Genomic DNA, 25062 nt, shown 5'->3' on the forward strand with positions numbered 1-25062 from the left:
CGCGGCTCACCCACCCGCCCGGATGGCCTTCTGCGCGAACCGCGGGAGGAGGTCGGTGAGCACGTCCGGCTCACCCGTGAACCGGACGGTCACCTCGGTCAGGTTCATCGTCGACCCCTCGTAGACGGGCACCTTCTCGGCGCTCGTCTCGACGCGCCAGCCCTCACCGGCGACGACGTGCGCCGCGACCCGTTCGCCACCCATCCCGACGAGATACTCCAGCGCGAGCCGCTCGGAGATCCCGCGGTAGGACTTCTCGACGAGCCCCTCACCGTCCTCGTCGATGGTGAGGACGGCGTCGCTGAACCCCGGCGGCATCTCCAGCGTGCGCGACCCGCCACCGGCGACGGCCTCCTCCGACCCGCCCGCGACGGGGGGGAACACCGACAGCCGGTCGCCGTCCTCCATCGGCGTGTCTACCCCCTCCATGTGGTAGACGTCACGGCCGTTCTTCAGGACGCTGAGCTGGTCGCGGACGGCGCCGTCCTCGACGAGATCACCCTCGAGGCCCGGGAACTCCGCCTCCAGCGCCAGCAGGATGTCTCCGACGGTGCTCCCGTCCTCGTACTCCCGGTGTATCGTCTTCTGTCCGACCTCCGCCCGGAAGTTGGCGAAGAACCGGAGCTCCAGTTCCATGACCGCTAGACGGTGCGGCGGGCTAAAAAACTCCCTGCGGCCGTGTGCCCGACGCGTCACGAGACGGACCGCCCGTCACAGCAGTTCGCGGACCTCGGAGTACCACATGTCGTGTTCGTCCACCGCCTCGACCCGCTCGGCGATGGCGACGGCGATGGCGTGCCAACAGAGCTGTGTCGGGTCCTCGCTGTCGAGGTTGTACTGCGAGTCCTCGCAGGTACAGCCGCCGTCCTCGACGATGTACTCGTCCTCGTGGCCGACGACGACGGTGAAGTCGTTGTACCCCTTCACCCGGCCCTCACCGACGGCCTCGATGGCCTTCCGACCACGCGAGCCGTGGACGGCGATGATACGCTCGACTACGTCGGGGGTGAGCGCCCCGGCCTCGGCGAGCGCGGCCTGCCAGTCGTCGACGGCGGTCACGTCCCTCGAGTTCGACGCGTGGCGATAAAGTCGGTTCGGTGGGGCAGACGGGCGTCGGACGGTACCAGCGGGCCGGCGGAATCGGTGCGGGCCGGCCGAGAGAGTGCCGTAGTGAGTGCGAGTCGCGGTACAGCGTGGACCGCCACCGCACCGCGACCGTGGGCTCCCCGGACCGCCCCCTCCGGTCGGGACCGCGCGACGGGGACGAAACGTCGGCCTTTTCGCCCCCTGTCACGGTCGGACCGTATGGAGACTGACACCGAGGAGGGGGGACTCTCCTTCGAGGTGGAGGGGACCCACGAGGACGGCCACGACGAGGGCGTGTTCTACAACCCCGTCCAGGAGCTCAACCGCGACCTCACCGTGGCGGTCCTGCGGGCCTACCCCGAGTGGTCGGGCCGCGACGTGGACTCGTACCTCGACGCCACCGCCGCCTCCGGGGTCCGGGGGGTCCGCGCCGCGAGCGAGGGCTACGACGCCGTCTGCTGCGACGTGGACCCCGACGCCGTCGCCCTCGCCGAGCGCAACTTCGCGCGCAACGACCTCCCCGGCGAGGCCGTCCACCGCAAGGCGCAGGCCTACATGCACGAGTCGCACTTCGACGTGGTCGACCTCGACCCGTTCGGCACCCCCATCCCGTTCGCGGACGCGGCGGTCGACTCGGCGAACGCCCTGCTCTGCGTGACCGCGACGGACACCGCCCCGCTCTGTGGCGCACACTTCCGCTCGGGCGTGCGGACCTACTCGGCGGTCCCCCGGAACACCGAGTTCCACGCCGAGATGGGGGTGCGTGTCCTCCTCTCGGCGCTCGTCCGGACCGCCGCACGCTACGACGTGGCCGCCCGCCCCGTGTTCACCCACGCGACCAGCCACTACGTCCGGACCTACCTCCACCTCGACTCGGGCGCACAGGTGGCCGACGAGCAGGTGGACGAACTCGGCCACGTCGACTGGTGTCAGGACTGTTACTACCGCGAACACGAGCGCGGCCTGCTGGCCGACCCGCTCGACTCCTGCCCGGTGTGTGGGGGGACCGTCCAGACCGCAGGTCCCCTCTACCTCGGCCGACCCGACGACCCCGACTTCCTCGCGGCCGTCGCGGGCGAGCTGACCGACGAACTCGGGACCCGCGAGACGGCCGAGAGACTCCTCGAGCGCATCGCCGGCGAGCTCGATCGACCGACCCACTACGACCAGCACCGGCTCTACCGGAACTGGTCCGAACCGGCCATCGGGATGGACGAGTTCCTCGAGGGGTTGCGCGAGGCGGGCTTCGAGGCCTCACGGACCCACTACGGGGGGACGACGCTGAAGACGGACGCGACGCCCGCCGAGATGCGCGACCTGTTCGTCGAGTAGCGGCGGCCGGGCGTCGGGAGCGGACGAAATCCCACGCCGACGGACTGTCCTTTCCCACCGCTTATATTACACCCACGCTCGAACGGCGTGGCGTGAGCTTTCCGCAGGAGGAGAGGCGCCAGCGTCCCAGCGGGCCCGACCTGATCAGGGCGACCGTCGAGGCCGTCCGCTCGGACCAGATCACGTTCATCGCGGCCAGCCTCGCGTACTACGCGTTCATCTCGCTGTTGCCCCTCCTGCTGCTGGGCATCGTCGCCGCGGGCGTGTTCGGCGGCGAGGAACTCGCGCTCCGGCTCGCGACGGAGGCGAGTGGGGCGTTCGGCGAGGAAGCCGGAACACTGGTCCGAGAGACGCTGACGGACACCTCCGCGCAGGCCGGCGCCAGCGTGGTCGGTGTCGTCTTCCTCGGGTGGAGTGGCCTGAAACTGTTCCGGGGGCTGAGCGTGGCCTTCGCGACGGTGTACGGGGGTTCGACCGAGGCGTCCTTCCTCGTCCAGCTCCGGGACGCCATCGTGGCGCTGCTGGCCGTCGGCCTCGGCGTGTCGGTGACCGTCGCCGTCGGGCTCGCGCTCGCCCTGCTGGAGTCGGAGCTACTCGGCATGGACATCGACTTCATCGCCACGCTCGGGACACCGCTGCTCGTGGGGGGGCTGACCGCGGCGTTCCTCCCGCTCTACTACCTGCTCCCCGGCGTCGACATCTCGGTCGGCGAGGCACTCCCCGGGGCACTGCTCGCGGCCGCGGGCTGGACGTTCCTCCAGTTCGGCTTCCGCCTCTACGCCGGGGTGGCGTCCGCGGCCCAGGTGTACGGCGTCCTCGGCGCCGTCCTCCTCATCGTCACCTTCCTCTACTTCGGCGGGCTCATCCTCCTGGTCGGCGTCGTGTTCAACGCGGTCCTCGCGGGACGACTCGACCGGGACGACATCGAGGCCGACATGGAGGCAATCGACAAGACAGCACGAACCATGACAGACGACAACGACGCAGGCGGTGTGACGGGCGGCGAACCGAGTCCGGGACCGGGCGACGGCGACGGGGGCGGCCCCGGCGGCCCGAGCGGAGGTGGCGACAACTTCTCCGACGAGTTCGACGGCGACGTGGAGGCCGAACTGGAACGGCTCTACGACGAACTCGACCGGTTCGAGGAGGAGTTCGACGACCGCATCGTCCACCGCGAGGAGATAGAACGCGAGCTCAAGCGGTACGTCCGGGGCCGGGTGCGTCGTGGGAAGGCCCGGGGCTGGGGTCCGTATCTGGTCTTGCTGTACGGCACCGCCATGACCATCGGCGCGTTCGTCTACCTCTCGGGCGGCTGGGCCATCCTCGCGATGCTGGTCATCTGGCTCTCGACGCTCGGCCTCTACGTGCTGATGCTCATCGTCGGCGGCGCCGTCGGCGTTGCCGGCCTCCCCGGCCGGCTGAGCGACCGGTTCGGCGCGTTCCGCGACTGACCGGCGATGAGTCACGGGCTCGGTGTCACGGAGTTCCTCACCGCGAACACGCCGGACGTGTTCGTCGTCCTCTTCGCCGTACTCACGCAACTCGGCGGGCTGTGGTTCTACTTCCTCGCACTGACCGCCGCGTACACGCTCGGTGAGGGCCTGTTGCCGCGGGCGTTCCTCGACCGCGAGCGCGTCGCCTACCTCGTCGCGCTCGCACTCGGCGCGGCGGCGCTGACGGCGACGCTGAAGGGGCTGGTCGCGCACCCCCGGCCGCCCACCGCGACGGTCGCCGCCGGGGCCGACCTCGTCCCAGAGGCGCTCCGGCCGCTGTACGAGCGGGCCGCGACAGAGGACGGCTTCGCGCTCCCGAGCGGCCACGCCACCGGCGCGACGGTCATCTACGGCGGTGTGGCCACCGTCCTCGCCGCGGGGACCCGTCGCCAGCGGTACCTCAGGGCGGGCCTCGTCGTCGCCGTCGTCGCGCTCTCACGGCTCGTCCTCGGCGTCCACTATCTCGGCGACGTGCTCGCCGGCGTCGCCGTCGGCGCGGGCTACCTGCTGCTCGTCGACCGGGTGGCGGGTCGAGGGGCGCGCCCCGAACTGGCGTTCTCCGTGGCCGGCGTCGTCGCCGCGCTCGCCGTCCTCGTCGAGGGGTTCGGCGCCGAGTCGACGGCGGTGCTCGGGGCGGCCCTCGGCGCCCGTCTCGTCTGGGGTGCCGTCGGTGGCGACGTGCGGGCGCTCGACACGACCCGGACGGTCGGCGTGCTCGCGCTCGCGTTCTCGCTGCCCGTCTTCGGGGGGCTGTTCGGCGCGACGTACGCACTCGAACCGGCAGCGCCGCTGGCGCTGCTGGGCGGGGCGGTGTCGGTCGGCGGCATCCTCGTGGCGCCGCTGATCGGGAGTCGGCTGGCGGGCCGGTGAGCGCGCTCACCACGAGCGTCGGCCCTCAGGGCCCGAGCGTCGCGAAGTCGATACCGCTCAGGATACTCTCGAATCGATTGACCGCCTGTTCGGCCGTCTCGACGTCACCCAGCGTGAACAGCACGCCGGTCACCGTCGCCGCGAGGATGACGACGATCGAGACCATGATGATGGTCCCGATGATCGGACTCACCCCGCGGTCGTCGAACCCCACCGTCGAACGGTCGTCCCCCAGCATACAGCCCCACGTGACACTCACAGGACATAACGTTTGGCCGACAGGGGGCCGACCACCAGTCGGGACCGGCCGGTGATGCGGGGGGCTGGCCGCCTAGAAGTCGAGTTCGAACTGCTGGTTCTCCACGACGGTGTTCAGCACGACCGACGTGTTCGACTCCTTGATGTCGGGGTCGGTCAGCAGTTCCTTGATCTGGTTGTTCATCCCGTCGGTGTCCTTGAACTTCCCGATAGCGACGATGTCGTGGTCGCCCGTGACCTCGTACACCGAGACCATGTGCTTGTGCTCTTTCAGCCGGTCCGTGATGTCCGGGAGCGCGCTCCCCTCGACCTTCAGCTGGATGACGGCGGTGACGTCGTAGCCGAGCGCCCCGTAGTCGACGATGGGCGTGTACCCGCGGATGACACCCTCCTCCTCGAGGTCGGAGAGGTGGTTCGACACCGTGGTCACGGAGACGTCGAGTTCTTCGGCGAGGCTACGCAGCGACGCGCGGCCGTCGGCGAGCAGCGCGTTGATGAGCTGTTCGTCGAGGTGCTCGTAGGTCATACCCTCCATTCAGCAGGGGGGCACTTAGAACTTTACGAACGGCCAATTCGTGTCGCGGTTCGGGGGGAGAGACCATCGAAACCACGAACCGGCTATTCGCCACGGCGTCATCTTTTGCCGGACTGGCCCAACCAAGTGTTCAGTAGAATCACTCATCGTTGGAGAAATGGGTCTCGAAAGGGCGGTTACGTTTGCTCGGAACGGTAGGGTTTTAGTGAGAGCGATTGAGGAATACATCGTCCAGAGATGACGGATGACAACCTCGCCACCGACGGTGGCCTCTCCGAAGAAGCACAGCGCGCCCTCGACGAGATCGAGGAGAAGAACGTCGACTTCCTCCGCCTGCAGTTCACCGACATCCTCGGTACGGTGAAGAACGTCTCCATCCCGGCCGAGCAGGCCGAGAAGGCGTTCACCGAGGGGATCTACTTCGACGGCTCCTCCATCGAGGGGTTCGTCCGGATCCAGGAGTCGGACATGCGGCTCAAACCCGACCCCGAGACGTTCGCCATCCTCCCGTGGCGGAACACCGACGAGCACGCCTCGGCCCGCCTCATCTGCGACGTCATCAACACCTCGACGGGCGAACCGTTCGAGGGTGACCCGCGCTACATCCTGAAGCAGGCGCTCGACCGCGCCGAGGAGATGGGGTTCACCGTCAACGCCGCGCCCGAGCCCGAGTTCTTCCTGTTCGAGGAGGACGAGGACGGCCGCGCGACCACGAAGACCAACGACGCCGGCGGCTACTTCGACCTCGCGCCGAAGGACCTCGCCTCCGACGTCCGTCGTGACATCATCTACGGGCTGGAGGACATGGGCTTCGACATCGAGGCCTCGCACCACGAGGTCGCCCAGGGCCAGCACGAGATCAACTTCACCTACGACGACGCGCTCACGACGGCCGACAACGTCGGCACCTTCCGCACCGTCGTCCGGGCCATCGCCGCCCAGCACGACCTGCACGCGACGTTCATGCCCAAGCCCATCGCCCGCATCAACGGCTCGGGGATGCACACCCACATCTCGCTGTTCACCGAGGACGGTGAGAACGCGTTCCACGACGACGACGACGAGTTCAACCTGAGCGAGTCGGCCAAGCAGTTCACCGCCGGCATCCTCGAACACGCGCCGGCCATCACGGCCATCACGAACCCGACCGTGAACTCCTACAAGCGCCTGGTCCCCGGCTACGAGGCGCCCGTCTACGTCGCGTGGTCCGACCGGAACCGCTCGGCGCTCATCCGCAAGCCGGCCGCGCGTGTCCCGGCCGCCTCGCGCATCGAGGCCCGCTTCCCCGACCCGTCGTGTAACCCGTACCTCGCGTTCGCCGCGCTCATCCACGCCGGCCTCGACGGCATCGAGCAGGGCCTCGAGTGCCCGGACCCGGTCCGCGAGAACATCTACGACTTCGACGAGGACAAACGCGAGGAGTACGGTATCGAGACGCTCCCGACGAACCTCGGCGAGGCCGTCGACGCCCTCGAGGCGGACGAGGCCATCTACTCGGCGCTCGGCCCGCACATCGGCCCGAAGTTCGTCGAGGCGAAGAAGGCCGAGTTCCAGGAGTACCTCGTGGAAGTCAGCCAGTGGGAGCTGGACCAGTACCTCGAGACCTTCTGAGAGAACCCTGTTGCGCTCGGGGTCGGCCTCCGGCCGACCGCTCGCGCAACAACGTTCACGAAAGAGACGGCGCTCGCGCCGGGTGGGTGTGCTGGTGGCTTCCGCCACCGCACCGCAGCCACGCCGTTCCCGCACCGCCACGGCCGCACCGACTGTCTTCCACCGGGGCCTCGCCGTGACCCCCACTTCTTTCGAGACCGACCGTGAGCGAACGGTATGGTCGCACTCTCCACCTCGCTCGGCGTCGCCGTCCTCGCCGGTCTCGTCGCGTGCTCGGCGTTCTTCTCCGCCAGCGAGATCGCCATCTTCTCCACGGAACGACGCCCCGGTGAACCCCCCGAACGCGGCGCACTCGGCCGGTTACGTGAGGACCCGCACCGCCTGCTCGTCACCATCCTCGTCGGTAACAACTTCGTCAACGTCGCCATCGCCACGCTGACGACCACACTGCTGGTCCGCTCGCTCTCACCGGAGACGGCCGCCGTCGTCTCCACCGCGGTGGTCGGCACCGTCGTCCTCGTGTTCGGCGAGATCGTGCCCAAGTCGTACGGCGTGGGCAACGCCGAGACGCTCGCCGAGCGGGTCGCCCGACCGCTCGAACTGCTCGGGACGGCGCTCTACCCCGTGGTCGCCGTCTTCGACGCCGTCACGGGCGTCATCACCGGGCTGTTCGGCGGGGAACGCGACATCGAACGGCCGTACATGACCCGCGAGGACCTCGCGGCCATCGTCGAGTCCGCGGAGGCGGAGGGCGTCATCGAGGCCGACGAACAGGAACTCATCCAGCGGGTCCTGCGGTTCTCGGGGACGGACGCGGCGGACGTGATGGTCCCCCGCGCGGACGTGGTCGGCGTGGACGCCGACGCGTCGGTAGGCGAGGCGCTCGACCGCTGTCTCGACGCGCGGGTCACCCGGGCGCCCGCCTACCGCGGGACGCTCGACGAGGTGGTCGGCCACGTCGACGTCCGTGACCTCGCCGGCGCACCACGGGAGGCGCCGCTCGACGGCTACCTCCGGCCGGTCCTCCACGTCTACGAGTCCCGGCCGGTCGACGAGGTGCTCGCGGACCTGCAGGTCGAGCGCGTGGAGGTGGCCGTCGTCTTCGACGAGTTCGGCGCCGCCGAGGGCATCCTCACGACGGAGGACGTGGTCGAGGAACTGGTCGGTGAGATACTCGACGTGGGCGAGCGGCGGCCAGTCGTCCTCACCCCCGAGGGGCACGTCCTCGCCCGGGGGAAGGCCGGTGTCGAGGCAGTGAACGCCGCACTCGGGACGACCATCGAGGCGGCTCCCGACGGGGGGACGACGCTGGCGGCCGTACTCACCGATGAGCTCGGGCGCCCCGCGGCGGTCGGTGAGGTGGTGACCGTCGGCGACGCACGTCTCACCGTCGAGGAGGTGGTTCGGAACCGTGTCCGGCGGGTCAGGGTCGAGCGAGTGGCGCCGGACGCCGACGGGGACGAGGACGGGAGTGGGGACTCAGAGGGGCCCGTTCAGTAGGTCGAGCGCCCAGCGCGAGAGCGCCACGACGACGAGGAGTGCGCCCTCCCGGCGGGTCAACTGGCGGTCCGACCGGAGCAACACGAGCGCGAGGACCACCAGTCCGAACATCCAGATTGCGCCACCGCGGGCGTTCGCGGCGAGCGTGAGCGGCCCCGCGAGCCCGGCGATGCCCAGCACCGCGAGGAGGTTGAACACGGAACTCCCGACGAGGTTCCCGACCGAGAGCTCGTGTTCGCCGCGCTGCGTGGCGACCATCGAGGCGGCGAACTCCGGCGCGGAGGTGCCGGCCGCGACGACGGTCAGTCCGACCACCCACTCGGAGATGCCGGCGTCGAGCGCGAGCGTGGTCGCGCCGTCGACGAGGACGTCCGCGCCGAGGACGACCATCCCGAGGCTCAGGACGACGCGCGCGAGGGCCCCCCAGTCGACGCCCGACTCGGCGACCGACTCCAGTTCTTCCTCCAGTTCCCCGGCGACGCCCTCCAGCCCCTCGACCACCTCCGCCACCTCGCCGCTCACCGACTTGATGCCGGGACGGCGGAGGAGCCAGAGGAGGTAGGCGGCGAGCCCGACGAGCAACACCGCCCCCTCCCAGCGAGCGAGACGGAGGTCGAAGAGGAACGCCACGACGGCGACGGTGGCGAGGAACAGGACGAGCCCGTCACGCCGGAGGATGCGGCCACGGACCGGGAGGACACGGACGAGCGCGACCGCCCCGAGCACCACCCCGAGGTTGAAGAAGTTCGACCCGACGACGTTGGCGACGGCGATGTCGGCGGCCCCGCGGAACGCCGCCCCGGCGGTCACGGCCACCTCGGGAGCGGAGGTACCGACGCCGACGACGAGGACTCCGACGACCACCGGGGAGACGTTCATCCGGGCGGCGAGTGCCGTGGCGTTCTCGACGAGGACGAGCGCGCCGTACCAGAGCGCCCCGACGCCGACGACGACGAGCGCGAGCGCCCAGAGGGTGTCGAGCGGCGTCATGAGTGGTGGGGAGAGCGGGAACTCGGAGACGGGACGGCCGGGGTCACGGTACCATCGGTAGACGGCCCGGCACAAAGAACTACGCCGTTCGGGGCAGGCGGCGGTGGCGTCGCTGGGGAGCGTAGCGAAAGAAGAACGCGAGTCAGTCGGAGTGCGGTGCGGTTGCGGCAGCGGTGCGGGAGCGACGCGGCGGCGGTGACCACCAGCACACCCATCCGCGGCGAGCGGGCCCGGAGGCCCCCGACGCCGCGCTTTTCCCCCACGTTTTTGCCCGAACGAGGGCCCGAAGGGCCCGAGAGAGGTGCAAAAACGTGGTCTTACATCATGCCGCCCATGCCGCCGCCCATACCGCCCATGCCGCCCATGCCGCCGCCCATACCGCCGGGGCCGCCGGGGGCACCGCCTTCGTCGTCGTCGTCGTCCGTGCCACCGCCCTTCAGGTCGCCCGCGGCGATGACGTCGTCGATGCGCAGGATCATGACGGCCGCCTCGGTGGCGGACTCGATGGCCTGGGTCTTGACGCGGAGCGGCTCGACGACGCCGTCCTCCTCCATGTCGACGACCTCACCGGTGTAGGCGTCGAGGCCGGCGGCGGTCGCGCCACCGTCGTGCTTCGAGCGGAGGTCGACCAGCGAGTCGATGGGGTCGAGCCCGGCGTTCTCCGCGAGCGTGCGCGGGATGACGTCGATGGCGTCGGCGAACGCCTCGACGGCCAGCTGCTCGCGCCCGCCGACGGAGTCGGCGTAGTCACGCAGGCCGAGCGAGACCTCCGTCTCCGGGGCACCGCCGCCGGGGAGGACCTTGCCGTCCTCGAGCGTCGTGCGGACGACGCCGAGCGAGTCGTCGATGGCGCGCTCGATCTCGTCGACGACGTGCTCCGTGCCGCCGCGGAGGATGAGCGTGACCGACTTGGCCTCCTCGACGTCCTCGACGAAGATGCGCTCGTCGCCGCCGACGTCCTTCTGGCCGACGGAGCCGGCGAAGCCGAGGTCCTCGGGGGTGATGTCGTCGATGTTGGAGACGACCGTGCCGCCCGTGGCGCGGGCCAGCCGCTTCATGTCGGACTTCTTGGCGCGGCGGACCGCGAGGATGCCCTCCTTCGCGAGGTAGTGCTGGGCCATGTCGTCGATGCCCTTCTGGCAGAAGACGACGTCCGCACCGGCCTCCTTCAGCGTGTCGACCATCTCCTTCAGCTGTTTCTCCTCCTGGTCGAGGAACTGCTGGAGCTGGTCCGGGTCCGTGACGTTGACCTCGGCGTCGATCTCGGTCTCGCGGACCTCGATGGCCGTGTCGAGCAGCGCGATGTTCGCGTCCTCGACGGCGTACGGCATGTTCTCGTGGACGCGCTCCTTGTCGATGATGACGCCTTCGACGAGCTCGCTCTGCTCGACCGAGCCGCCGACGACCTTCTCGACCTTGACGTTGTCCACGTCGATCTCGTCGTCGTCCTTCACGGCGAGGACGGCGTCGACGACGAGTTCGGCCAGCAGGTCACGCGCGTTCTCCGCGCCCTTGCCGGTCATCGCCGTGGAGGCGACCTGCTCGAGGTACTCGCGGTCGTTCTCGTCGACGTCGATGGCCGCGTCCTCGAGGATCTCCTTGGCCTTCTGGGCGGCCTGTCGGTACCCCTGTGCCAAGATGGTGGCGTGGATGTCCTGCTCGAGGAGGTCCTCGGCCTTGGCCAGCAGTTCACCGGCGATGACGACGCTCGTCGTGGTGCCGTCGCCCGTCTCGTCCTCCTGGGTCTCGGCGACCTCGACGATCATGTTCGCCGCCGGGTGCTCGATGTCCATCTCCTTGAGGATGGTCACGCCGTCGTTCGTGACGACGACGTTGCCCGTCGAGTCGACGAGCATCTTGTCCATCCCTTTCGGGCCGAGTGTGGTCCGTACGGACTCGGCGACGGCCTTCCCGGCCGTGATGTTCATCGACTGGGCGTCACGCCCGGAGGTACGCTGGCTGTCCTCCGAGAGCACGATGAGGGGCTGGTTACCCATTTGCTGAGCCATGTTCAGCCGAGAGGTTGATTGCGATTCTACAAAAAAGTACCGGATAGGGTCGCGGGAATCGCCACCAGACGGCCGGAGGGAAGCCTGTGCGAACCGTTATCAGACATATTTAAATAGTGTTCTGAGCAGTCGTCTCCGACGGCTACTCGGGCGTCTCGGGCTCGGACCCGGCCGCTTCTCCGCCTGGGAACTGGTGGTACTCCAGCCCCGCCGTCTTCATCTCGTTGTGCCGGCGCTCGAGGAAGGAGTAGACCGCGCCGTGCGGTGCCCCGTCGAGGATCATCTCCGCGGCCGAGCGGACCGCGTCGACCTGTTCCGGCCCGCCGATGATGCCCAGCGTCGAACCGTAGATGACCACGTTCGCGCCCGTGAGCTCCTCCATCAGCTGTCGGGTCCGGCCCTTCTCGCCGATGAGCCGACCCTTCTGCCGGCGGAGGTCGTTGCGGTTGCGGGTGGCGGCGTCGAGGTCAACGAGGTCGAGCATCCGGACGTCGTCGTCGAGCAGGGAGAGCGCCGCATCCGGGTCGAAGCCGCGGCCGATGGCCTTCACCACGTCCGGCCCCTTCAGGCCCGTGATGGGGTCGCCGACCGATTCGATGCGGACCGACCCCGTCTCCGAGTCGATGTCGAGGCGGACCTCCGCCTCCGACTCGATGCGCCGCATCGTCGCGCCCCCCTCCCCGATGAGGACGCCGATGCGGTCCTGCGGAATCGTCACATGTTGCATAGGCAGGCTTGCGTCTCGGCGGTGTTAAGGGTTCGTTCCTGTGGTTCCTGTGGGAAGGATTGTGTCGGTCTCGGCCGACGTGACTGCGCTGTCCCCGCTGGTGGTGCGGATTCCGTAGTCGGAGAGGCGGTGGGCGAGGCGCGGTCCGACTGAACCGCACGGCGACCGCGGAGGCCCCGTAATCCGTGTGTTCGAACGAACCACACGGCCACGGAGGGCCGCCCGGCGACAGCCGGGCGGGTCCGACGCGGGGAAAGGTTGGTGTCGCCGTGCCACCGCGCCAGCGGTGGCCGGCGCGACTGCTGCGCGGTGCGGTTCAGTTGTACCGCGCTAGTCTCCCCGCTCGACGATACGAACCCCCTACAGCCGCTTCTCGAGTTCGTGTTCCTCGTGGAGCGACCCCGCGACCTCCGTCCGGGCCTCGCCCAGTCGCTCGAACCCCTGCGACTCGAAGAACGCCACGCCGGCGTAGTTCTCGACGAACACCGAACAGGCGAGCCGGTCGGCCCCCTCGTCGGCCACCCGCTCGGCCACCGCGTCGAGGAGCGCCGACCCGAATCCCTCGCCCCAGTGGTCGGGGTGGACGTAGAGCGCGTAGAGTTCCGCCTCGTCGGCCCACGTCATCTCGGCGGAGGCGAACGCGACCACCTCGTCCTCGCGCTCGGCGACGAGGAGGTGGAACCCGTCGAGTTCGTCGATGGCCCGTTCGAGCGCCTCGGGGTCGTAGAGGTCGTCGAGTGCGCGCCGGCACTGGCCGGGCGTGAGGAAGGCAGCGTAGGCCGCCTGCCACGCCTCCTGTGCCACCTCGCGGATGCGGGGGACGTCCGCGGCCGTCGCCTCGCGTACGTGCATGGTCACGCATCCGACGGGCCCGCCCAAGTGCGCGTCGGTGTCAGTCAGAGCCGGAGCGTCTCGATCTCGCCGATGTGCGGGAGTCGCCGCAGGTCCGGCACCGCGAACACCCACAGCGCGACGAACGCGAACCCGACCGCGCCGGCGAGCATCACCAGTCCGGGCGAGGTGACGGCCGCGAGCGACCCCCCGAGGAGGCCACCGAACGGCGTCGCCCCGGCCGAGACGCTCCCGACCAGCGCCATCACGCGACCCATCGACGCCTCCGGGACGAGCGCCTGCATCATCGAGGCGAACAGCACGTTCGTCACGCCCACCGGGACGAACGCGACGGCCAGCAGCGGCACCGTCATCGGGAGCCAGCCAATCCCGACGGCGGTGGCCCAGACGACGGCGCTGAACGCCGCGCCCCCGCCGAGCAGCAGCCCGAGCGGTCGGTCGTCGAAGACGCCCGCGACGAGCGACCCGACCAGCAGGCCGCCGCCGATGGCGGCCATCGCCAGCCCGTAGGCGACCTCGCCGCCGAGGGCGTCGCCGTACGCCGGCAGCACCGCGAGCACGCCGCCGAGCGAGCCGTTGACGACGACCGTGGCGAGCATCGCCCGCGAGACGACGGTCCCGCGGACGAACGAGAAGCCCGCGCGCAGCGAGTCGAGGTAGGACTCCGGTCCGGGGTCGCCGCCGTCGGCGGCCACGGTCCCCTCCGGCGTCTCGTCGCCCGCCTCCCCCTCGGTTCGGTCGGCCGCCTCCGCCGCGGGGATGGTGATGCCGAGCAACAGCAGGGCGGCGACGGCGAACGTGACGCTGTCGACGACGAACAGCGTCACCGCGCCCACGACGGCGACGAGCAGTCCGCCGAGCGCGTTGAACGCCGCGTCCACGCCCTGGTACGCGACGGAGAAGACGGAGTTGGCGGCGACGAGGTCCTCCCGGTCGACGATGCGCGGGATGGCCGCCGACTGCGCCGGGTAGGCCGGCTGGTTCAGGAGTGAGAGCAGCGACATCACCACGAGCAGCACCCACACGCTGAGCGCGTCGAGGAAGTAGGCGACGGGGACGACGAGGACGAGCACCATCTGGGTCACCTGCGTCCCGACGAGGAGCGACCGGAGCGGCACCCGGTCGACCAGCGGGCCGAACAGGAACTGGAGGCCCGCCGGCGCGAGGACGAGGAACGTGGCGAGGCCGGTGTAGAACGTCGAGCCGGTCAGGGCGTAGACGAGCCACGTCGCCGCGACGTAGTAGAGGCTGTCGCCGGCGTTCGTCACCAGTCGGGCGAGGAGCAGCCGACGGAGGTCGGAGTCACGCAGGACGCGTCGCATACCCGTCGGTCGGTGGTCACGGCGATAACTGATTGCAGAGCGACATTTCTGTTCGACGGATTGCAGAAACCAGCATCTGTCCGGCGACGGTCAGGACCCGGTCACCTCGAGGACGTCGAGGCCGTCGTCGAGGGTCAGCGTGAGCGTCTCGCCGTCGAGTTCGACCCGGCACTCGACGCGGAGGGGGACCTCGCTCACGACGTGGGCGTGGTCGTCGTAGAGCCACGCCAGCCCCAGCGTGGTCGGGTCGCGCGTGTCGACCCCGTGGTCCCAGTGGAAGGCGACGACGGCGGGGTGGTCGAACAGCGCCGCCCCGAGGCTGGTGAAGGCCCGTTCCGGGCACCGCTCGCACTCGTAGTGGACGACCACGCCGGGCGTCTCCCCGCGGGCGTTCCCCTCCTCGCCGGGGGCCGCCACGGCTACCCGCGGCGAGACGGGGCCGGTGCAGGCCAGACAGAACCCGGAACGCATCTCCCCCATCAGGCGGCCCGTCCACCGGAGGAACACCTCGGGGTACTCGGCGGGGTCGTACCCCTCGAGCGCCCCCGGCGGGACGGCCGCGGAGCAGAACACCTCGCCGCACTCCGTGCAGGCCACCTCGCCGCGTTCGGCCACGTACGTGGCCTCGACGAGGCCGCCACAGACGGGGCAGGGGGTGTCGACGGCGACCGGGTCGGCGTCACCGCGTTCGGTGTAGGTGCCCGCGAGGATGGCCCCCACGACCAGCAGGGTGGTGTAGCGCATCCGGTAGCCCGCCTCGTCGTGGTCGAGGAACGGCCCGACGAGTTTGCCGAGGTGGTAATTGAACTGGCCGGAGTCACGGGTGCCCACCCGGTCACGGAGTTCGGAGAACGAGACGGGGGCGTACGGGTCGCCGGACTCCTTGGCGGCGTCCATCACCGCCCGGAGGATGGCCACGCGTATCTCGTGGCCGACGAGGGCGAACGCCTCGTCGGCGCTCAGGGCGTCCTGTTCGGGGGTACTCATCGACTGGGACAGGTCACCAGTCGTGAAGAAGTTCGCGGGGGAATCGGTGCCACGCCGCCGGCCGCGTTCAGCCCGACTCCTCGGCGTCGTACGGGTCCAGTTCGCCACCGCCGTCTGCCTCGCCTTCCCCCGAGACGAACGCGAGCAACTGGTCGCCGTCGGTCTCCACGCCCTGTCGGGCGAAGAAGTTCGCCACGTTCTCGCAGTCCCGTTCGAGGAAGTCGCGGTAGTTCGGGTGGTGGACGGTGACGGCCTGCCCGAGGTCCAGGACGACGAGTTCGCCGTCGTGGACCACGACGTTGTACTCCGAGAGGTCACCGTGGACCAGGCCGGCCCGGAACAGCCGCCGCATGTACTCGCGGACGACCTCGTAGGCGACCCGCGGGTTCTCGATCTCCACCTCGTTCAGCCGGCGGGCGCGGTCCTCCTCGGTGCCGAGGTACTCCATCACGAGGACGTTCCGCTGGACGGCGATTGGTTCGGGGACCCTGACACCGGCGCGGGCGGCGCGCTGGAGGTTGGCGAACTCCTTCTTCGTCCACGCGACGACCACCTTCTTCTTGTCCGAGCCGATGCCCTCGAACCGCGGGTCACCGTCGAGGTACTCGCGCATCGACCGGAAGTCACTCGCGTTGATGCGGTACACCTTCACGGCCACCTCGCCGTCGTCCGAGGCGGCGAGGTAGACGTTCGCCTCCTTGCCCGTCGAGAGCGGGCCGCCGAACGCGGCGATGTGGCCGTCCTGGACCAGTTTGTAGAGCGCTCCGAGCGTCGCCTCGTCGAACACCGAGTCCTCGACCTTGAACTGGTCGGCGTCCTTGATGCGTTTCCGGAAGGTGAGGAACTCCCGGTCGCGCTTGCGGGCGATGCGGTCGGCCTCGTCGTCCGAGACGTCGATCTCCTCCCACTCGTCACCGAAGGCGTCGGCCTCGTCGGGTTCGAGCAGGTCGAACTCCCCGCTCGCGTCGGGGTCACTCATCGCATCGTCACGCCGAGTCCACGATGTGACCCTCCTCGCGGAGCTGGTCGGCCTCGCTCTTCTCGTAGCGCCACGCCACGTCGGCCTTCTCGTCCTGCCAGTCCCACGGCTCGACGAGGACGACATCGTCCTCCCGTATCCAGATGCGTTTCTGCATCCGCCCCGGGATGCGTGCGGTGCGTGTCTTCCCGTCCATACACCGGACCTCGACGCGGTTCGCCCCGAGCATCTCCGTGACGACGGCGAACACCTCGTCGTCGTCCGGCATGCGCAGGTCCCTGCGTCCGCCTCCGTCGCTCATGGACGGGGGTACGGGAAGGGGAGGTTTAACTTTGGCTCGTCGGGAGCGGTCAGTCGGTTCCCCCGTCCGTCCGACCGAACCCCACCACGCCGAGCGGGTCGCCGGACGGACCCACCAGCCGGTGGTGCCGGAGCGTGAGCGGCACCCGGTCGCCGCCGTCGGTCACCAGTTCCGCCCGGAGGCGGACCTCGCCCTCCCGTAACGCCGTCTCGACGGCCTCGCCGAACGGGCCGTCCTCGGTCTCGAACAGTTCGCTCACGCAGCACCCGAGCAGTTCCTCCCGGTCGTGCCCGCTCATCTCCTGTGCTCTCACGTTCACCCGGACCACCTCGCCGTCCATGTCGAGGTGGTAGAACGCGTCGTCGAGCGTGTCGAGGAGCTGGTCGACGAAGGTCCGCTCTGTGAGCAGTTCCCGCTCCATCTCCCGGAGGTCGGTGACGTCAGAGAGCACCGCCTGTCCACCCTCCTTCCCGTCGTAGACGACCGGCGCGGTGGCGATGAGCGCGTAGGCGTCCTCGCCGTCGGGACCGACGTACCGCTGCTCGACGGTCGGGACCGGCTCGCGGTCCTCGAGGACGGTCTGCAGTCGCTCACCGACGAGGGCGCGGCTCTCCGGGTGGACGAACGCCTCGACCGACTGCCCGACGAGGTCCGCGGGCGAGACCGCCCCGACCATCTCGGCCGCCGCCTCGTTCGCGTAGTCTATGGTGGCGTCCCCGTCGAACAGCACGACCGGCGAGGGCGAGGTCTGGAGCATCTGTCGGTAGCGACTCTCGACCTCGTCGAGCGACGTCTCGGCCCGGTGGCGTTCGACGGCGTTCCGGACACGGTTGGCGAGGACGAGGAACTGGTCGCCGTTCGTGTCCTTCTGCATGTACTCCGTGACGCCCGCCGAGATGGCCTCGCTGGCCACCTCCTCGCTCCCGCGGCCGGTGAACAGGACGAACGGGAGATCCGGGTCGACCCGCCGGACCGCCCGGAGCAGCTCCAGCCCGTCCATTTCCGGCATGTCGTAGTCGCTCACGACACAGTCGTAGGGACCCGTCTCGAGCGACTCGAGGGCGGTGCTGGCGTCCTCGACGGTGGTCACCTCGAACGCCTCGTCGGTCCGCTCGAGGAAGGTGGCCGCGAGGTCGAGGAACATCGGGTCGTCGTCGACGTGGAGGACGTGTATCTTCGACGGTGACCGGGCCATTCACTCACGGTTCGTCCGGCCTGCAGGAAAGTCTTTGGAGCGGCTCCGGCACGCGATGAGACGGTGGGAGGTCGGTCCTCGCGTTCAGTCGTCCGACTGGGTCTTGATGTCCGCGCTCAGCCCCTGTGCCATCTGGATGTCCTTCGAGTTGTTGAGCGTCCACGCCGTACGCTCGGTGACGGCCTCGATGATCTCGCGGGCGCTCGGGTAGCCGTTGCCGGACTTCTTCACGCCGCCGAACGGGAGGTGGACCTCCGCGCCGATACACGGGAGGTTGCCGTAGGCGAGGCCGACCTCGGCGTTGTCACGGTAGTAGTTGATCTCGCGGTAGTTCTCGGAGATGATGGCGCCGGCGAGGCCGTAGTCCGTGTCGTTCTGGATCTCGACCGCGTCCTCGATGTCACCCTCGTACTCGAGCAGGGCGACGTGCGGGCCGAACACCTCCTCGTGGGTGCACCGGAGCGGCTCCTCGTGGTCGGCCTCGTAGACGAACGGGCCGATCCAGTGGCCGTCCTCGTGGCCCTCGGGGATCTCGTCGGCGTCGAGCTCGGTGCGGTCGACGAGCACGTTCACGTCCTCCTCGCGGGCGAGCTCGTTGTACCGGGAGACCTTCTGTCGGTGCTCGTCCTCGATGAGCGGCCCCATGAACGTGTTCTCGTCGAGCGGGTCGCCCACGGCGACGGACTCGGCGAGTTCGACGAACCGCTCCTTGAACTCGTCGTAGACGTCCGTGTGGACGACGAGACGCTCGGAGGAGACACAGCGCTGGCCGGTGGTCTTGAACGAGGACATCACCGCCGAGTGGACGGCGATGTCGAGGTCCGCCTCGCTCGTGACGACGATGTTGTTCTTGCCGCCCATCTCGCAGGCCGCGAGTTTGCCGGGCTCGCCGCCGACCTTGCTGGCGATCTGCTGGCCGACCTCGGCGCTCCCGGTGAACAGGACGGTGTCGACGCGCTCGTCCTCGACGATGGCGTTGCCGGCGTCGCCGAAGCCCTGCACCATGTTGAACACGCCGTCCGGGATGCCCGCGTCCTCGAACATCTCGGCGATGATCTGGCCACACCACGGGGTCTGCTCGGCGGGCTTCCAGACGACGGTGTTGCCCTCGACGAGCGCGACGGCCATGTGCCAGAACGGGATGGCGACCGGGAAGTTCCACGGCGTGATACAGCCGACGACACCGCGGGGCTTCCGGCGCATGTAGGCGTCCTTGCTGGGGATCTCGCTCGGGACGACGTCGCCCTTCGGGTGGCGGGCGTCGCCGGCGGCCCACTCGACCATGTGGTAGGCCTCGATGACGTCCGCGCGCCCCTCGCTGATCTCCTTGCCACACTCGCGGGTGACGACCTCCGCGAGCTCCTCGGTCCGGTCGCGCAGCTCGTGGTAGATGTCCCAGAGGTACTCCGCACGGTCGATGTGCGAGAGGTCACGCCACTCGTCCTCGGCCGCCTCGGCGGCCGCGAGCGCACGGTCGATGTCCGCCTCGGTGCCGCGGTGGAACTCCGCGAGCGTCTCGCCCGTCGCCGGGTTCTCCGAGACGAACGTCTCGGTGCCGCTCCCGTCGGTCCACTCGCCGTCGATGTAGTGTCGTTCCGGCATATCAGAGACACCGACGACGGACAAGTAATACGGATGACCGACCATGGGAGGGTCGAACGTGTTAAGCGGCACGGCCCACAGGGAGGTGTATGGCCAAGAGCGCGCTAGAGGGGAACGAACACGCGGGTACACGGTTGACACTCGACCTCTGGCATCCGAACTGCTGGGCGATCGGGGCGACCGAACAGGTCGACGGGGGGATACTGGCACACGCCATCTACGATTCACCCACCGCACCGGCTCCGGAGGCGGTCAACGGCCTGTTCACCGCGTTCGGGGAGACGGCCGACGAGGTGGAGACCCTGCTCGAACACGTCGAGGAGTCCCCCCACGCCGGGGAGGTCAGGCAGTTACAGACCCGCTTCGGCCAGCGAGGGGGGAACGCCCCGGGGAACGTGGTCCGCGAGTTCTTCCTCGAGTACTCGCCGGGGGACATGATCTGTCCGACCCTGCTGGAGTACGGCTTCGTCCACAGCGCCCCCGTCCGCATCGAGGGGGGCCGCGAGACGTGGCAGGTGGTGTTCGCCGGTGACCGCGAGGAGATCGAGCCGCAACTCGACGAGGTCCGCGAGCACGGTCCAGCCGAGGTGAGCGTCGAGAGCATCACGACCGCCGGCCCGTCGAGCGAGACGGACGAACGCCAGCGACGCCTCGAGACGCTCACCCCCACGCAGCGGGAGGTGTTCAACCTCGCGCGCGAGGAGGGGTACTACGAGTGGCCTCGCGGCGTCTCGACCCGCGAGCTGGCCGAGGCGCTCGACGTCTCGAAGACGACGCTCCTCGAGCACCTGCGCAAGGCCGAGGCGAAACTGCTCGACCCCTGAGCGGGCCGGTCCCTACGACAGGACCGCCCGGAGCGCGAACAGCGCGTTCTCCTTGCGCTCGCGCACGCGACGGTAGAAGTACTGCATCCACTTCGACCCGTACGGGATGTACTGGTACACCTCGTACTCCTCGGCGAGGTCGTACTGCGCGTCCTCGCGCACGCCCATGAGCATCTGCACCTCGAAGTCGGTGCCGTGCTCCTCGTGGAGGTCGCGCGCGTACTCGATCATCGCGGGATCGTGACTGCCGACGGCGACGCCGCCCTCGAACTCCCGGAAGGCGTACGCCATGCACTCGCGGTAGGCCTCGTCCACGTCGGCCTTCTTCTTGTGTGCGAGGTCGTTCGGTTCGTCGTAGGCGCCCTTCACCAGCCGGACCTTCCCCGGCAACTCGGCGAGGCGTTCGAGGTCGTCGGGCGTGCGCTTGAGGTTCGCCTGCACGCAGACGCCGACGTTCCCGTCCGTCTCGACGGCGTGGCGCTCGTACGCGTCCAGCGTCACGTCCGTCGTCTCGTGGTCCTCCATGTCGATCCAGACGAACTCCTCGGTGGAGTCGACGATGCGCGCGAGGTTCTCCTCGAACGCCGCGTCGCTCACGCCGAGCCCGATCTGGGACGGTTTGACCGAGACGCAGGCGTCCAGCGTGCTCGCCTCCAGCGACTCGAGGAGGTCGACGTACGCGTCGGCGTCGGCGTCGGCCTTCTCGCGGTCGTGGTAGTGTTCGCCGAGGAGGTTCAGGATGCCCTTCACGCCGTGGCGGTTGCACTCCTCGACGTGGTCGAACGCCGTCTCGGGGTCCTCCCCCGCCACGAAGTTCGACGCGATAGGCGGTATCATACACACTGGTGAGAACTGGAACACCCTAAGTGGACACCCGACCATACGTTTCTCGACTCTCGTACACGAAATAATACACGACGGCGGCGGCGCTCCTCCCCCTCCGACCATGGTAGGGTCGGAGTTTAGGCCGGTCCTCGGAGTACGGACGGACGATTCCGCATGACATCGAATGACAACCGGCGAATCAATCGCCGCGACGTGCTGAAGGGGACGGGTGCGGCGGGACTGGTTCTCACCGCAGGCTGTGTCAGTACGGCAGACGAGACACCGACACCGACCGAGAGCGGGGGGAACGGTGGCGGTGGCGGCGACGGTGACACCGACACCGCGACGCCCACCGAGGGCGGCGACATGGGCGGTGCGTACAGCATCGGGATGGTCAACTCCCTGACCGGGTCGCTGTCGGCGTTCGGGGCGCGCAACGAGCGCGGGATGGAACTCGCGCTGGAGTCGGTCAACGAGGTCGGTATCGGCGGGCGCGAACTCGACATCATCGTCGAGGACTCCGAGAGTCAGGCGCAGGCCGGCGTCTCGGCCGCCCAGAAACTGGTCAACCAGGACCAGGTGCCGTTCGTCATCGGCGCGGTCGGCTCGGGGGTGTCGCTGGCCATCTACGAGTCGGTCATCCAGGGGACCGACGTGGTCCAGCTGAGCCAGAACTCCACCAGCCCGGACCTGACGAACTTCCCGGGACTGCTCCGGATGTCGCCGACGGGTCGCACGCAGTCGACGGCGCTCGCGGACATCATCTCCGAGGACGGCTACGACTCCGTGGCGGTCGCGTGGGTCAACAACGACTACGGCCAGGGGCTCGCGGACGCGTTCGTCGAGGCGTGGGACGGTGACGTGGCGTACAACAGCCCGCACGACCAGGGCCAGTCATCGTACGCCTCTACGGTGTCGGAGATGGCCAACTCCGGAGCCGACGCGTGGCTGTTCATCACCTACCAGCCCGAGTTCACGGCGATGGCACAGGAGGCCTACTCGAACGGCTACGAGGCCCAGTACTACGGCGCGGACTCCGTACAGGGCTCGGACGTGCTGTCCGACACCCCGGAGGGGAGTCTCGAGGGCATGAAGATCGTCACCCCCTCGGCCGCCGTCGAGGAGCAGAACTACCAGGACTTCGCCGAGCGGTTCGAGGAGGCCTACGACCAGACCCCCAGCTCGTGGGCGGCGTTCGCCTACGACTGCGTCATCACCGCGGCGCTCTCCATCGCGACGGCCGACGAGTTCACCGGCGCCGCCCTGCAGGAGACCGTCCGGGACGTGACCCGGCCCGAGGGCGAGCAGGTCACCACGTTCGCGGAGGCGATGGACGTGCTCGGCGAGGACGGCTCGGCGAGCGACATCGACTACCAGGGCGTGAGCGGACCCATCGACTTCGACGAGAACGGTGACCCCGTGGGGTTCCTGCAGATCTTCACGGTGGAGGAACACGAGTACGTCTCGACCGGATTCACCTCCGCCTGAGACGATGTCGGTCCTCGAGTACGTCGCGAACGGGCTGGTGTTCAGCAGCATCATCGTCCTCGCGAGTATCGGCCTGTCGCTGGTCTACAGCATCGCCGACTTCGCGAACTTCGCCCACGGCGATACGATGACGGTCGGCGCGTACGGCACGCTGGTCACCTTCGGGTTCGTCGGTGGACTCGGGGGCACCGTCTTGGGACTGCCGTACGGCTTCTTCGTAGCACTCGTCGCCGGCATCGTCGTCGCCGCCGTCGTCGCCGTCGTCACGCAACGACTCGTCTACGAGCCGCTCGACATCGGGTCCATCGGCCTGCTCATCACCTCGATCGGGGTGGCGTTCGTCTACCGAGCGCTCGTCCGACTGGGGTTCGGTGCGGACCCACGTGAGTACGCGGTCGAGCTGCAGCGGCCCATCGAGGCGCTGTTGCCCTACGGCATCCGGATGACGGTCCACGACGTGGCCATCGTCGGCTCGGCGGCCCTGCTCGTGACGGGCCTGCACCTCCTGTTGCAGTACACGGACCTCGGTCGGAAGATGCGTGCGATGGCCGACAATCCGGACCTCGCCCGCGTGAGCGGCATCCGGACCGGCCGCATCCGCATCTGGACGTGGCTCATCGGCGCGGGGCTGGCGGGGGCCGGCGGCGGCTTCCTCGGCCTCTACAACAACGTCGGCCCCCGCATGGGGTTCGACATCCTGCTCGTCGTGTTCGCCGCCGTCATCCTCGGCGGCATCGGCTCCGTCTACGGGGCGATGCTCGGCGGGTTGCTCATCGGGATGATCGACCAGATGACGCCGATACTCGGTGACGTGGGGATCCCCATCGGCACCGAGTACTCCTACGCCATCGCGTTCGTCATCATGGTCGCGGTACTGCTCGTCCGGCCGAACGGTATCGCCGGGGAGGCAGGCTCGTGAGCGTCGGCGACCGACTCCCGCAGCTGGGACTGCTCGACGGCTACACGCGGGCCGAGCGTGGCGTCGTCGGGTTCGTCGTCCTGCTCATGCTGCTGTTGACCTACGGCCTCGTCACCGGCGGCCTCGGGCCGACGTACTTCCTCTACCTCATCGGTCTGGTCGGGATGTACGTCCTGCTCTCGTTCGGACTGAACGCCCAGTGGGGCTACACGGGGCTCATCAACTTCTCCGTCGCGGCATTCTTCGGTATCGGCGCGTACGGTACCGCCCTGTTGAGCGCGGACAGTTCGCCCATCGCGGGCGACATGCTCCCCGTCGTGGGACTGTTCGTCGGCCTCCTCGTCGCCGCCATCGTCGCCGTCGTCATCGGCATCCCGACGCTGCGACTGCGGACCGACTACCTCGCCATCGCCTCGCTGGGGCTAGCCGAGGTCATCCGCATCCTCGTCCAGAACCAGCGCGACTACACGAACGGGAGCGCCGGCCTGCGTGGCATCCCCGGCTTCTTCGAGGGGTGGCCGGTGCTGGAGACGTTCCCGCAGGCGATGCCCACGCTGATCGTCGAGCGGCTGGTCGTCACCATCCCGTTCGTCGCGGAGTTCGGCCTGTTCGGGTTCCGCCTCGGCCCCGGCTTCTGGCAGGGCCTGCTGAACGTCTCGCTCGTGCTCGTCTTCGTCGGTGTGACCTACGCCATGCTGCGCCGGGTCCACCGCTCGCCGTGGGGGCGCGTGCTCCGGACCATCCGGGCCGACGAGGACCTCGCCGAGGCGCTCGGGAAGAACACCTACGCGTTCAAGATGCAGTCGTTCGTCCTCGGCAGCGTCATCATGGCGCTTGCGGGGGTGTTCTACGCGCACCTGAACCTCTACGTCTCGCCCGGCGACTTCGAGCCCATCAACACGTTCTACGTCTGGATCGCCGTCATCCTCGGCGGGAGCGGCTCGAACCGGGGGGCGATGTTCGGCGGGTTCGTCGTCATCGCCATCCGCGAGGGGACCCGGTTCCTCGGGGACCTGCTGCCGGCGGCGTTCCCGACGCTCGGTGTCCCGTTCACCGACCTCGTGGTCTCGTTCCCGGCGCTCGTCGAGAACACGTACGCCACCGTGGTGAGCAACTTCGCGTCGACCCGCCTGCTGGCGGTCGGCCTGATCATCATCCTCGTGATGCGGTTCCGGCCCGAGGGCGTGCTGCCACCGCAGCGCGAACTCATCTGGCCGGCGGCGACCGAGGGGAGCGACCCCGGCTCGGAGCCGGGGGCACGGGCCGTGAGTACAGACGGCAGTGGAGCGAACCGTGGAGGTGAGACGAATGAGTGAGACCACCCAGGCGGAGACCGAGACGGAGAGCGAGGCCTCGA

Annotated in this window: 24 protein-coding genes and 1 pseudogene; 9 read left to right on the forward strand and 16 right to left on the reverse strand. The window is 69.1% G+C overall.

The genetic code is table 11. The features are described 5' to 3' along the window. Positions 1–6: 6 nt before the first annotated feature. From N0B31_RS22730 to N0B31_RS11875, 3 genes and pseudogenes are all read right to left on the reverse strand, one after another. Positions 7–318, reverse strand: a complete 312-nt coding sequence (locus N0B31_RS22730) for a MoaD-like domain-containing protein (RefSeq protein ID WP_465270155.1) — start codon at positions 316–318, stop codon at positions 7–9. Positions 319–360: 42 nt separating this feature from the next. Next, a pseudogene (locus N0B31_RS22595) lies at positions 361–636 on the reverse strand (ubiquitin-like small modifier protein 1); the annotation flags it as partial. A 75-nt stretch (positions 637–711) separates the two neighbouring features. Next, positions 712–1059 carry a hypothetical protein gene (locus N0B31_RS11875; RefSeq protein ID WP_260591842.1) on the reverse strand — a complete coding sequence of 116 codons (348 nt, stop codon included), beginning with the start codon at positions 1057–1059 and terminating at the stop codon, positions 712–714. A 246-nt stretch (positions 1060–1305) separates the two neighbouring features. On the opposite strand from N0B31_RS11875, the gene N0B31_RS11880 reads away from it, so the two are divergent. The 3 genes from N0B31_RS11880 (at position 1306) to N0B31_RS11890 (ending at position 4781) form a co-directional block, all read left to right on the forward strand. Next, positions 1306–2418, forward strand: coding sequence for a tRNA (guanine(26)-N(2))-dimethyltransferase (locus tag N0B31_RS11880; RefSeq protein WP_260591843.1), 1113 nt, complete (start codon positions 1306–1308; stop codon positions 2416–2418). A 92-nt stretch (positions 2419–2510) separates the two neighbouring features. Next, positions 2511–3869, forward strand: a complete 1359-nt coding sequence (locus N0B31_RS11885) for a YihY/virulence factor BrkB family protein (RefSeq protein WP_260591844.1) — start codon at positions 2511–2513, stop codon at positions 3867–3869. A gap of 6 nt (positions 3870–3875) precedes the next feature. Then, the gene (locus tag N0B31_RS11890) at positions 3876–4781 is read left to right on the forward strand and encodes a phosphatase PAP2 family protein (protein WP_260591845.1); all 906 of its coding nucleotides are present in this window, start codon (positions 3876–3878) and stop codon (positions 4779–4781) included. A gap of 25 nt (positions 4782–4806) precedes the next feature. Here N0B31_RS11890 and N0B31_RS11895 read toward each other — a convergent pair whose 3' ends face one another. Both N0B31_RS11895 and lrp read right to left on the reverse strand, forming a co-directional pair. Beyond that, positions 4807–5019 carry an archaellin/type IV pilin N-terminal domain-containing protein gene (locus tag N0B31_RS11895; protein WP_260591846.1) on the reverse strand — a complete coding sequence of 71 codons (213 nt, stop codon included), beginning with the start codon at positions 5017–5019 and terminating at the stop codon, positions 4807–4809. Between the two features lie 93 nt (positions 5020–5112). After that, a complete protein-coding gene (gene lrp / locus N0B31_RS11900) occupies positions 5113–5565 on the reverse strand; it encodes an HTH-type transcriptional regulator Lrp (protein WP_260591847.1) in 453 nt (150 codons plus the stop codon). Between the two features lie 246 nt (positions 5566–5811). On the opposite strand from lrp, the gene glnA reads away from it, so the two are divergent. Then, positions 5812–7185: a type I glutamate--ammonia ligase gene (gene glnA, locus N0B31_RS11905; RefSeq protein ID WP_260591848.1), complete on the forward strand. Its 1374-nt coding sequence runs from the start codon at positions 5812–5814 to the stop codon at positions 7183–7185. A 216-nt stretch (positions 7186–7401) separates the two neighbouring features. After that, positions 7402–8685 (forward strand): hemolysin family protein, encoded by a 1284-nt coding sequence (locus N0B31_RS11910; protein ID WP_260591849.1) that lies wholly within the window; start codon positions 7402–7404, stop codon positions 8683–8685. On the opposite strand, the gene N0B31_RS11915 is transcribed toward N0B31_RS11910, so the two are convergent. The 10 genes from N0B31_RS11915 to N0B31_RS11960 form a co-directional block, all read right to left on the reverse strand. Further along, entirely contained in the window at positions 8665–9675 is a 1011-nt protein-coding gene (locus tag N0B31_RS11915) for a calcium/sodium antiporter (RefSeq protein ID WP_260591850.1), read from the reverse strand. The two genes, N0B31_RS11910 and N0B31_RS11915, sit on opposite strands and share 21 nt — an antisense overlap. A gap of 317 nt (positions 9676–9992) precedes the next feature. Continuing rightward, a complete protein-coding gene (thsA, locus tag N0B31_RS11920; protein ID WP_260643979.1) occupies positions 9993–11672 on the reverse strand; it encodes a thermosome subunit alpha in 1680 nt (559 codons plus the stop codon). A gap of 154 nt (positions 11673–11826) precedes the next feature. Beyond that, positions 11827–12411 carry a KH domain-containing protein gene (locus N0B31_RS11925; protein ID WP_260591851.1) on the reverse strand — a complete coding sequence of 195 codons (585 nt, stop codon included), beginning with the start codon at positions 12409–12411 and terminating at the stop codon, positions 11827–11829. 360 nt (positions 12412–12771) lie between these two features. Continuing rightward, a complete protein-coding gene (locus N0B31_RS11930; protein WP_260591852.1) occupies positions 12772–13263 on the reverse strand; it encodes a GNAT family N-acetyltransferase in 492 nt (163 codons plus the stop codon). Between the two features lie 44 nt (positions 13264–13307). Continuing rightward, the gene (locus N0B31_RS11935) at positions 13308–14585 is read right to left on the reverse strand and encodes an MFS transporter (RefSeq protein ID WP_260591853.1); all 1278 of its coding nucleotides are present in this window, start codon (positions 14583–14585) and stop codon (positions 13308–13310) included. Positions 14586–14675: 90 nt separating this feature from the next. Further along, positions 14676–15572, reverse strand: a complete 897-nt coding sequence (locus N0B31_RS11940) for a DUF7351 domain-containing protein (protein WP_260591854.1) — start codon at positions 15570–15572, stop codon at positions 14676–14678. 67 nt (positions 15573–15639) lie between these two features. Next, positions 15640–16551 carry a serine/threonine-protein kinase Rio1 gene (gene rio1 / locus N0B31_RS11945; protein ID WP_260591855.1) on the reverse strand — a complete coding sequence of 304 codons (912 nt, stop codon included), beginning with the start codon at positions 16549–16551 and terminating at the stop codon, positions 15640–15642. 7 nt (positions 16552–16558) lie between these two features. After that, a complete protein-coding gene (gene eif1A / locus N0B31_RS11950) occupies positions 16559–16852 on the reverse strand; it encodes a translation initiation factor eIF-1A (protein ID WP_260591856.1) in 294 nt (97 codons plus the stop codon). Between the two features lie 49 nt (positions 16853–16901). Further along, complete coding sequence (locus N0B31_RS11955; RefSeq protein ID WP_260591857.1) at positions 16902–18047, reverse strand: PAS domain-containing response regulator; 1146 nt, start codon at positions 18045–18047, stop codon at positions 16902–16904. A gap of 84 nt (positions 18048–18131) precedes the next feature. Beyond that, positions 18132–19649: an aldehyde dehydrogenase family protein gene (locus N0B31_RS11960; protein ID WP_260591858.1), complete on the reverse strand. Its 1518-nt coding sequence runs from the start codon at positions 19647–19649 to the stop codon at positions 18132–18134. Positions 19650–19738: 89 nt separating this feature from the next. Between N0B31_RS11960 and N0B31_RS11965 the strand changes: the two genes are divergently transcribed. Beyond that, positions 19739–20473 (forward strand): helix-turn-helix domain-containing protein, encoded by a 735-nt coding sequence (locus N0B31_RS11965; protein WP_260591859.1) that lies wholly within the window; start codon positions 19739–19741, stop codon positions 20471–20473. A 12-nt stretch (positions 20474–20485) separates the two neighbouring features. Here the strand turns inward: N0B31_RS11965 and N0B31_RS11970 are convergent, their stop codons facing one another. Next, complete coding sequence (locus N0B31_RS11970; protein ID WP_260591860.1) at positions 20486–21310, reverse strand: proline dehydrogenase family protein; 825 nt, start codon at positions 21308–21310, stop codon at positions 20486–20488. A 162-nt stretch (positions 21311–21472) separates the two neighbouring features. On the opposite strand from N0B31_RS11970, the gene N0B31_RS11975 reads away from it, so the two are divergent. The 3 genes from N0B31_RS11975 to N0B31_RS11985 are packed head-to-tail and all read left to right on the forward strand — an operon-like array spanning position 21473 to position 25021. Further along, positions 21473–22786: an ABC transporter substrate-binding protein gene (locus N0B31_RS11975; RefSeq protein WP_260591861.1), complete on the forward strand. Its 1314-nt coding sequence runs from the start codon at positions 21473–21475 to the stop codon at positions 22784–22786. Between the two features lie 4 nt (positions 22787–22790). Continuing rightward, on the forward strand, positions 22791–23705 hold the full coding sequence (locus N0B31_RS11980; RefSeq protein WP_260591862.1) for a branched-chain amino acid ABC transporter permease: 915 nt from the start codon (positions 22791–22793) through the stop codon (positions 23703–23705). A 23-nt stretch (positions 23706–23728) separates the two neighbouring features. Next, positions 23729–25021, forward strand: coding sequence for a branched-chain amino acid ABC transporter permease (locus N0B31_RS11985; protein WP_417750608.1), 1293 nt, complete (start codon positions 23729–23731; stop codon positions 25019–25021). The last annotated feature ends 41 nt before the right edge of the window (positions 25022–25062 follow it).

It is taken from the genome of Salinirubellus salinus, assembly GCF_025231485.1.
Taxonomy (GTDB): Archaea; Halobacteriota; Halobacteria; order Halobacteriales; family Haloarculaceae; genus Salinirubellus; species Salinirubellus salinus.